Consider the following 7,707-nt stretch of genomic DNA (forward strand, 5'->3'; position numbering starts at 1 on the left):
AACCCTGGCCAGCATCCCGCTGCGCGTGACCTTGTTCGACGAGCGCCGCTCCGCCACCGGCCCAGCAGGCTAGCCACCCATGATCTCCTCCAAACCCAAGACCCAATCCGAAACCAGCACTCCGGCAGGCACCCCCGTGCGGCAGTTGTCCGTGTTCCTGCACAATCGCGTCGGTGCGCTCATGTCCTTGGTCAAGCTGCTCACCGAGCACCGCATTGAGGTGCTGGGCCTATCCCTGCAGGACACCACCGAGCTCGCCCTCGTGCGCCTCATCCCCAGCGATCCTGAAACCACGGAGATGCTCTTCATTGAAAAAGGCATCCCGCATGTGGTCTTTCCCGTCACGGTCGTCGAACTGCGTGAGACGGATCACTCCCTGCCTCACGCGCTCTCCGCGCTGCTCTCCGCAGAGATCAACATCGACTTCACCTACGCCCTGTTTGTGCGTCCTGCCCAGCATCCCGTCTTCGTGCTCCACCTCGACTCCCCTGAAGTGGGCGCCGAAGTGCTCACCGCCTCCGGCTTCAAAGTACTGACCCAGGAAGATTTGAGCCGGTAGGGCAGGGGATCGTCAGAGAATCTTTAACAAGGTTCAGCGTGCTTCCTCAGGCGCATGCGTGGTCTTGAGCCACGCTTCTTTCGTCAGCATGAAAGTGGGGGCCAGCTGCGCCAGAAACTCGCATGCATCTTCCTTTGCATTGAGTTCCTGCATCGGGTCCTCCTGTCCCACGTGCTGATCCGGCAGCGGCACATAGATGGAGGCCATCGACCAGCGGTGCTGGATGTTGCGGAACACCGCATCGTAGTACGAGAGGAAGACGTGCTCGTAGTGGTCGGCGCAGGAGGTGCCGTCTGAACCGATGTACCAGTAGAAATTGATGGCCCGCGTGCGGACCTTCACCCCCGGCTGGGGCTCCGCATCGCGGAAGATGCGCATCATCATGATGGAGATTTCACGGCCATCCTTCATTTGCAGCGGGATTTGCGTACGGTCAGTCACCGTCCAGCCCTGGTTCGGCAGGCAAACCTCCGGGCGGTGCAGGCTCCGCTTTTCAAATCCGCTCAGGATCACCGTGGCCATGATCTGCCTGCCTGTGGCGGACGCATACACATTGCGCGCCAGCCGCACACCTTCATCCAGCAGATTTTTCTCATCGGCCGTCATGTCAAACTCACGTCCCTGATAGTCGCCCAGAGACAGCGGCAGGTAGGGCAGTCGTGAGTCATCCGGCCTGAGATTTACCCCCGGCGCCGCCACATGAAAGCTGATGTCCGTGCACGCGCAGATCCCCAGCACCAGCAGCGGCAGCCCGATGGCCGCCAGAAACTGAGCCAGCATGCGGCGCGGCTGTGGAATCGCGCAGACCTCACCCGCAGCCAGCGGTTTGCCATGACGCTTGAAATTGGCCTTCATCTCACGTCCTTCCAGCAGCCAGCACAGCGCAAACATCCCCGCCAGCGCGATGCCAAAAACCGCAAAGCCCGCAAACGTGTGGTAGGGCGACATTTCCTGATGGTCCCCCATGTGCCTGCCCACGGCAAAATCAGCGCCAAACTGCTTCGTCCCTGCCACCAGCAGCAGCAGCCGCACCACATTGCCCGCCACCGCCAGCGGCACTGCGCAGGCAAATAAAACAAAGCGGGAGCGCGGCCGCCTCAGCGCCAGGTAGCCCAGCAGCGCCGAGATCATCATCAGCGCAAAGAGCGAATTGATCCCGCTGCACTTCGCATCCACATCCAGGCTGAAGACATCCCCGATCTGCTTTCCGCTTTCAGCATCCGGAGCGGACTGCAGCGCCGAGCCCTCATTGATAGCCGGCACATTGACCGCATTCAGTACCGCAGCAGCCATCGCCGCCGTCCGCGGGCGCAGCGGAGAGGCCAGGGAATCCTCCAGCGGCTGCATGGGCCAGGTGAAAAGCATAAACAGCCACGCAAAGGAAAGCGTGCGCATCCATGCCGTCCCCGCCACCAGCAGAATGAAGCCTGAAACCACAAACTGCACGGCCAGAAAGCCCGGGTAGCCTGTATTGGCCTTGTAGCCGATCCAGTAAAAGAACAGCCCCAAGCCGAGGGACAGCAGGCCCAGCCAGGTGCCCTTCAAGGGCAGACGGCCCAGCTCCTCACGCCTCAGCCACACCAGCCAGCCCACCAGCAGCGGCACCAGCAGGCAGAACTGCCAGTCCGCACGCTTGCTCACCCAGCGGCCCCAGCCGAGCAGGATGCTCTCACGACTGTCATAGTCCCACTGCTGATACGGCCAGACTAAAAACAGCAGCACCAGCACCGCTGGCAGCCCCCACAGCACCGCCCGCCGCAGCGTTTCCGGCTGCTCAAAGAGGGGAGTGGTCGAAGGAGTGAAGGTGGACACACTGGGCGTCCGGGTGGAATCTGTTACCATGACATGGATTGACTGACAAAGGCTGGCCTTGTTTGTTGATTCTGGCAACCTTCATCGCGTAACGTCCCTGACGCATCACTCTACATGTCCGATCCGCTTCCCCCCACCTCATCCCCTGACACCGACGACACGGAAGCAGAGGCCGCTTTGCTCTTTGCCCGCTGCAGCCCGGCAACGGCAGACGCTGCAGCTCAGGACAAATCCCCTTCCGGCCTTCCCAAGGAGGGAAATGCGCCGAATGTCGTTTCTTCCCACCTGGCCTACCGCCATCTGGTCATCTCACTCAGCACCTCGCTCATCATCGGCCTGCTGCTCCTGTTTTTAGGCAGGTGGTTCTACCTCGAGAAGATCGAACCCCGGCTTTCCGCTGCTGCCGCCCCGGCTCCGGTTTCGGCACCTACTTCGGTGTCCACTCCTGCGCCTGCTCCTTCGGACACCAAGCTCAGGGAAGAACTCGCCAAGTCCGCCGAACACATCGCTGCACTTGAGAAACAGGTGGACGTCATGCGCCGCGAGCAGCTGCTCATGCAGCAGAAGACCCGGGAGTCCCTCGAAAGCATCTCCGCCACGCTCAAAATTCCGGAACTCGCCCCTGCTCCTGAGGCCCCCGTGACCCATCAGCCCGGCACCCCGCGCATGGCCGACATGAAACCCCAGGTCACACCCACCCAGGAGGAGTTCATTCTGCTCAAGGAGCGCAACCGCCTCACGCAATACGCTGACGAAGCCATCGCCACGGGCATGCGCCGCCCTGTTGAGGTTCTCGTCGACTACATGCGGGATCCGCAGCTCCCCCATCTGCATGACGCCGCGCAGGCTGAGTATCTGCGTGCCATCCGGGCCATCCAGCTCCTGCAGCGCGAAGACCCTGGCTACCGTCTCCCCGTGGCCGAACTCTTCAAGGACAGCAGCATTCGCGATGAGGCTGATGTCCCCCCCGCCGCCCTGCTCAAGCTCCTGGCTGACTCCAAGCTCTCATGGGAGGTGCGCGTGCGTGTCTGCTTCCTCCTTCTCGGCAGTCCGCTGCCCGAAACCAACGCCCAGCTCATCAAGTCCATCAAGGAAGACCCCTCCCTTGATGTGGCCAAGCACGCGCAGCTCGCTCTGGAGCAGCGCGTCAAAAAACGCTTCCGCCTCTTCGACATCCCGGCCATCGAGGAGTGGTTCAAATCGCAGGGGAAATGACCCTGAGAACGCCTTTTCCACCACTCGCCAGCTACCCGGCGCCATCCCATCCTCACCCATGAAAGCACTCTTCCTCACCAACGAATTTCCCCCTCACATCTACGGCGGCGCCGGCGTCCACGTTGAATACCTCACCCGGGAGCTCGCCAAGCTCATGGAGATCGACGTTCGCTGCTTTGGCGATCAGGCCAGCGATGAGGGCAATCTGAATGTCCAGGGCTTCGGCCTCGATACCACCGGCTGGGACAGCCCGCTCAACCTGAAATCCGTCTTCGGTGCCCTGCAGCGCTGCCTCGACTTCAACACCCATGGCATTGATGCCAGCCTCGTCCATCTCCACACCTGGTATGCCCACTTCGGCGGCATCCTCGCCAAGCTCAACTACGGCGTCCCCATGGTCCTCACCGTCCATTCGCTGGAGCCTCTGCGCCCCTGGAAGCGCGAGCAGCTTGGTCACGGCTACGACTTCACCGTCTGGCTCGAAAGCACCGCCCTGAAAATGGCGGACGCCATCATCGCCGTCTCCGAGGGCACCAAGGCCGACATCCTCAAGCACTTTGACGTCGATCCCCACAAGGTCCACGTCATCTACAACGGCATCGACCTCGCGGAATACCGCCGCACCGAAGCTCCTGATGTGCTGCGCAAGCACGGCGTGGATCCCGACAAACCCTACGTACTCTTCGTTGGCCGCATCGCCCGGCAGAAGGGCATCGTCCATCTCGTCCGCGCCATCCAGCACCTCGATCCCGGTTTCCAGGTCGTCCTTTGCGCCGGCGCTCCTGACACCATCGAAATCAAAGAGGAGATGGAAGCTGCGGTCGCCGAGGCCAGCAAAGTGCGCCCCGGTGTTGTCTGGGTGCAATCCATGCTGCCCTTGCAGGAAAAGATCGTCATGTACTCCCATGCCGATGTCTTCTGCTGCCCGTCCATCTATGAGCCCTTCGGCATCATCAATCTCGAAGCCATGGCCTGCGAGACCGCCGTCGTCGCCAGCGCCGTCGGCGGCATCAAGGAAGTCGTCGTCGATGGCGAGACCGGCATCCTCGTCCCCTTGGAGCAGCAGACCGAAAGCCCCTTCGAAGCCATGCACCCCGAGAAATTCGCCCGCGACCTCGCCGCCGGCATCAACAAGCTCATGGCAGACCCCACCCTGCGCAATCGCATGGCCCAGGCCGGTCGTCAGCGCGCCGAAGACCATTTCAGCTGGAAGAGCATCGCACGGAAAACCCTGGCGCTTTACAAGACGCTGGCGGTGTAGGGGCATAGGCCCCGATGGGGGCAAAATTTTGCAAAAAGTAACAGATGCCACCGGAGGCCTGGACCGGTGGTAAAAGGCTTTCTATGATCTTTTTTGCTCTAAAAAAATGTAAGCTCGCATTTATTTGATCAGGCGAATTAAATGCGCCTGATTTCCAAAGGTTTGGCTCGTATGGCAGACCCGTTGTTGTGGACGACGATGATCAAGTGACCACTTCTCAAAAAACTGTCGGAATGCGGAGCCTGTGATGAACCATAAGCGCAACACCTCTTTCCGGATACGGCTGGCGAGCATCGCGATTTTGATGCTGTTAATAGCTTTGGCGGCGGTGGCTTACTCCAGCGGGCGGAAAGTGGAGACTGACAGTGACTTGATTACGCAGGATGCGGTGCCCGGCACCATCAACGCCCACTACATGCGGATGGCCATGTCCCGCAGCCTCACCCTGGTGCTGGCTGCGGCTTCGGCCAAGACAACCGAGTTCCGGGATGCGAGCCTGAAAGCCGTCCATGAGGCCGACGTGGCCTTTGCCGCAGCGCTCAAAAATTACGAAGACAGCATCCGGAAGAATCCACAGCAGGACCGGTCGCTGCTGGAGCGGGTGAAAAAGGGATACGCGACTTTTAACACCAAGCGCATCGCTTTTGAGGCTCTCATTCTGGCCGGGGATCGTGAAGGTGCCTCCGTCTTCCTCGAGCATGAACTGGCTCCGGCCTATTTTCCGGTGCTCCAATCCGCCGAGGAACTGCTCAAATACAATCACGGTAACAGCATCAGCCTTTCGGGGGCGATCCACCGCAGCGTCAGCCACCTGTATAGAGCGGTGGCGGTGGTGATGGTGCTGGCCCTTGCCTGCGCGGTGGTGCTGGTCTTCAATCTGACCAGCCGCCGTCGGGAGCTGGCGGAGCTGGAGGAAAATGAAGAAAAATTCTCCAAGGCATTCAAATCCACCCCCAGTGGCATCGCCATCACTGAAATCGAGACGGGGCGTTTCATTGAAGTCAACGACAGCTACTGCCGGCTCATCGGCTTTTCTCCCGAGGAAGTGGTCGGGCATACCTCCTTGGAACTGGGCATCTGGGGGAGCTCGGAGGAGCGCAGCCGGAGGTTTCGGCCTCTTTCAACCGGCGGCTCCCTGCGTGACATGGAGATCAATGCGATCACGCGGGACGGCAGCCGCAGGGAGGTCAGCGTCAATGCCGACCCCATCGAGCTGGGCGGACGCAATTGTGTCATTTCATCGGTGGTGGACATCACCGAGCGCAAAGAGTTGCAGCGCAAGCAGGCGCAGCTGGCAGCCATCGTGGAATCCTCCGAAGATGCGATCATCGGCAAGTCGATGGAGGGCGTCATCACCAGCTGGAATGGCGGCGCGGAAAAAATCTTTGGTTACACGGCGGCGGAGGCCATCGGCCAGCCGTTGCTGATCTTGCTCCCGCCGGAGCGCCGGGACGAGGAGCCGGAAATTCTGGCCAGGATTGCGCGCGGCGAGACGGTGCAGCATTTCGAGACGGTGCGCGTTTGCAAAGACGGGCGAAGGATTTTCATTTCTGCCACCATCTCCCCGCTCAAGGACGGCGGTGGAAAAGTGATCGGCGCCTCCAAGATCGCGCGTGACATCACCGCGCAAAAGAAGGCGGGCGCAGCCCTGCGGGACAGTGAAGAGCGCATCCGCATCCTCGGAGACAACCTGCCCAGCGGCATGATGTACCAGCTCGACATGGGAGCAGATGGGACGGACCGGCGCTTCACGTACGTCAGCGCCGGCGTGGGGAGACTGCATGAAGTCACCGCCGAGGAGGTCTTGCTGGATGCGAATGTTCTCTACGGGCAGGTGGTGGCAGAGGACCGGCCCCTGGTGGCTGCACGTGAGGCCGAGGCGCTGGCCGGCATGAAGCCTTTCATGGCCGAAGTGCGCATGCAACTGCCCTCCGGGGCCATCCGCTGGAGCCTGTTCACCTCCGCGCCGCGCCACGCGGCCAATGGGCATGTGGTGTGGGACGGCATCGAACTCGACATCACCGCGCAGAAGCAGGCGGACGAAGCGCTGCGGGAAAAGCAGTCCCAGCTCCTGCTGGCGATGGACATCGCGAAGCTCGCGCACTGGGAGTTTGACGTGGTGAAAAACATCGTCACTGCCGACGAGCACATTTTCCAACTGCTCGGCACCACCTCGGAGCAGGAAGGGGGGCTCTCCATGTCTCCGGAGGAATACATCCGGCGGTTTGTCCATCCGGAGGATGCCGGGATCGTGGCCCATGAAGTGGCGCTCGGGATCGCGGCGGACGATCCAAATTTCGCCAGGCAGTTTGAGCACCGCATCACCCGCAGAGATGGCACGGAACGCGTGATGCTGGTGCGCTCCCAGATCATCATGGACGCGGGAGGCCGGACGGGCAAAATCTTGGGAACCAACCAGGACATCACGGAGCAAAAGCAGGCAGAGCTGCGCATCCGTCAGCTCAACCGCATCTACGCGGTGCTCAGCGCCATCAACCAGACCATCGTGCATGAGAAAGAGCCGCAGGCGATGCTGACGAAGGCCTGCCAGATCGCCGTGGAGAAGGGCGGCTTCCGCATGGCGTGGGTCGGACTGTACGAAGCCGCCGCGAACAAGCTGCAGCCGGTGGCCTCTGCGGGCGTGGTGGAGGGGTATCTGGAACTGCTGAACATCGACCTGAGCGACAAGGCGCGGAGCAACGGCCCCTCGGGGCGGTGCTTCATCTCCGCAGAGCACGTGACCTGCCACGACATGGAGCAGGACCCGCTGCTGGCACCGTGGCGCGAGGAGGCGCTGAAGCGCGGCTACCGCTCCTCCGCCTGTTTCCCGCTCAAAGTCGCGGGCAGGATCGTCGGCGTC

General features: G+C 61.5%; 5 protein-coding genes. 4 read left to right on the forward strand and 1 reads right to left on the reverse strand.

Going from position 1 to position 7,707, the window contains the following annotated elements; translation table 11 throughout:
* Positions 1 to 79: 79 nt before the first annotated feature.
* The gene (locus ACIREA_RS21790; RefSeq protein ID WP_397384466.1) at positions 80 to 559 is read left to right on the forward strand and encodes a hypothetical protein; all 480 of its coding nucleotides are present in this window, start codon (positions 80 to 82) and stop codon (positions 557 to 559) included.
* 33 nt (positions 560 to 592) lie between these two features.
* Here ACIREA_RS21790 and ACIREA_RS21795 read toward each other — a convergent pair whose 3' ends face one another.
* Entirely contained in the window at positions 593 to 2,401 is a 1,809-nt protein-coding gene (locus ACIREA_RS21795) for an exosortase/archaeosortase family protein (RefSeq protein WP_397384467.1), read from the reverse strand.
* 84 nt (positions 2,402 to 2,485) lie between these two features.
* On the opposite strand from ACIREA_RS21795, the gene ACIREA_RS21800 reads away from it, so the two are divergent.
* The 3 genes from ACIREA_RS21800 to ACIREA_RS21810 all read left to right on the forward strand — a co-directional run.
* Positions 2,486 to 3,586 carry a hypothetical protein gene (locus ACIREA_RS21800; RefSeq protein WP_397384469.1) on the forward strand — a complete coding sequence of 367 codons (1,101 nt, stop codon included), beginning with the start codon at positions 2,486 to 2,488 and terminating at the stop codon, positions 3,584 to 3,586.
* Positions 3,587 to 3,644: 58 nt separating this feature from the next.
* Positions 3,645 to 4,847: a glycogen synthase gene (gene glgA / locus ACIREA_RS21805; protein WP_397384471.1), complete on the forward strand. Its 1,203-nt coding sequence runs from the start codon at positions 3,645 to 3,647 to the stop codon at positions 4,845 to 4,847.
* 247 nt (positions 4,848 to 5,094) lie between these two features.
* Positions 5,095 to 7,707, forward strand: a 2,613-nt coding sequence (locus ACIREA_RS21810; RefSeq protein WP_397384472.1) for a PAS domain S-box protein, incomplete at its 3' end; no start/stop codon positions are given.

This window comes from Prosthecobacter sp. (assembly GCF_044373815.1).
Classification (GTDB): Bacteria; Verrucomicrobiota; Verrucomicrobiia; order Verrucomicrobiales; family Verrucomicrobiaceae; genus Prosthecobacter.

What these genes read in the sequence shown, in the direction of transcription:
- ACIREA_RS21790 (WP_397384466.1), top strand. Translation starts at nt 80, where the DNA reads ATGATCTCCTCCAAACCCAAGACCCAATCCGAAACCAGCACTCCGGCA.
- ACIREA_RS21795 (WP_397384467.1), bottom strand. Translation starts at nt 2,401, where the DNA reads ATGGTAACAGATTCCACCCGGACGCCCAGTGTGTCCACCTTCACTCCT.
- ACIREA_RS21800 (WP_397384469.1), top strand. Translation starts at nt 2,486, where the DNA reads ATGTCCGATCCGCTTCCCCCCACCTCATCCCCTGACACCGACGACACG.
- glgA (WP_397384471.1), top strand. Translation starts at nt 3,645, where the DNA reads ATGAAAGCACTCTTCCTCACCAACGAATTTCCCCCTCACATCTACGGC.